The organism is Mesorhizobium sp. M2C.T.Ca.TU.002.02.1.1, assembly GCF_003997225.1.
In genome coordinates this window covers 1-1,434 of sequence record NZ_RZTO01001158.1, presented here as the reverse complement: position 1 = coordinate 1,434, position 1,434 = coordinate 1, and the positions used below count along the sequence as shown (strand labels likewise).

The following is a 1,434-nucleotide window of genomic DNA, read 5'->3' as shown; positions in this document are numbered from 1 at the left end:
GCCCTAGATGCATTTGTTGGCCGACGACACCATCGCCTCGTAGCGGATCTCGTTGACGTCCAGCGGGATGGCGCCGAAGGCGCTCATGGAATCGATGAGCAACTTGCGGCCGTTGGCATAGACGGCCTCCGATATCTCGGCGACCGGGTTGAGGATGCCGGAGCTGGTCTCGCAATGGATGGCGATCACATGGGTGATCGCGGGATCGGCCCTAAGCGCCGCCGCCACCTCCTCGCCGCGCGGCGGCAGGTAATCGCCCTTGTCGATCAGCGCATAGGCGCGGCCGATATATTGCATCGTCTGCGCGGCGCGCAGCCCGTAGGCGCCATTGGCCAGAACCAGCACCTTGCCGTCCTTCGGCACGAAGGAGCCGAGCATGGCCTCGACGCAGAAGGAGCCGCTGCCCTGCATCGGTACACAGTCGAATTCGTCTCTGGCGTCGCCGGTCAACGCCAGAAGGCGGCGGCGCAGGTCGGCTGTCATGGCGCGGAAATCGCCGTCCCAGGAGCCCCAGTCGCGCAGCATCGCCTGCTTGACGGCGTAAGCCGTGGTGAGCGGGCCGGGCGTCAGCAGATAAGGTTCACCGAGCGCCGGCGCGTCCAACGGCTTGGTCGCCGCAAATTTCGTCTCAGCGAGCATGCTGCCCTCCCCACTTCGATCCTGTCATCGGAATATGACAGTCATTCTCGGTGGGCATGACATATTTGTAAAATCGTTATTTTGTATTGATGTATCGATCTGATCGATGATACGAACTTTACGCATAAACGCCACTTCGGAGAGCACCCGCATGCGTTACGTGCAGCTCAGGGCCTTTCACCAGGTAGCCATTTCCGGCGGCTTCTCGCGTGCCGCGGAGGCGCTTTTCCTGACCCAGCCGGCGATTTCGGACCAGGTGCGCAAGCTCGAGGAAGAATATGACGTGCTGCTGTTCAACCGGAACAAGAAGCAGGTCACGCTGACCACGCAGGGCCAGAGGCTACTCGAGATCACCCACCGCATGTTCGAGACCGAGCAGCAGGCGCTGGAACTTTTGACAGAGTCGCGCGCGCTGCGTTCCGGCACGTTGCGCATCGTTGCCGACGCGGCGCATCACCTGCTGCATATCCTCGGCGCCTTTCGCGCCCGTTACCCCGGCGTCCAGGTGTCCGTGCGCTCCGGCAATACGGAGACCGTGATCAGCAGCCTTTACAGCTACGAAGCCGACATCGGCGTTCTCGGCGAGATGCCCGGGGGCCGCGATTTTGAGATGCTGAGACTCAACTCGACGCCGATCATCGCCTTCGTGTCCGCCGATCATCCGCTTTCAGACAGGAAATCGCTAACGCTCGGACAGCTCGCGCAGGAACCGCTGGTGATGCGCGAGCACGGTTCCAAGACACGCAAGAAGCTGGAGGATCTCGCCACGTCTTCGAATATCGAGCTCAAACCGGC

The 1,434-nt window shown here is 61.8% G+C and carries 1 protein-coding gene and 1 pseudogene; one reads left to right on the top strand and one right to left on the bottom strand.

Going from position 1 to position 1,434, the window contains the following annotated elements; genetic code table 11:
* Positions 1–6: 6 nt before the first annotated feature.
* A pseudogene (locus EOD07_RS34290) lies at positions 7–639 on the bottom strand (aminotransferase class V-fold PLP-dependent enzyme); the annotation flags it as partial.
* Between the two features lie 151 nt (positions 640–790).
* Between EOD07_RS34290 and EOD07_RS34285 the strand changes: the two are divergent.
* Positions 791–1,434 (top strand): LysR substrate-binding domain-containing protein (locus tag EOD07_RS34285; RefSeq protein ID WP_127238342.1); only part of this gene is annotated, 644 nt, incomplete at its 3' end.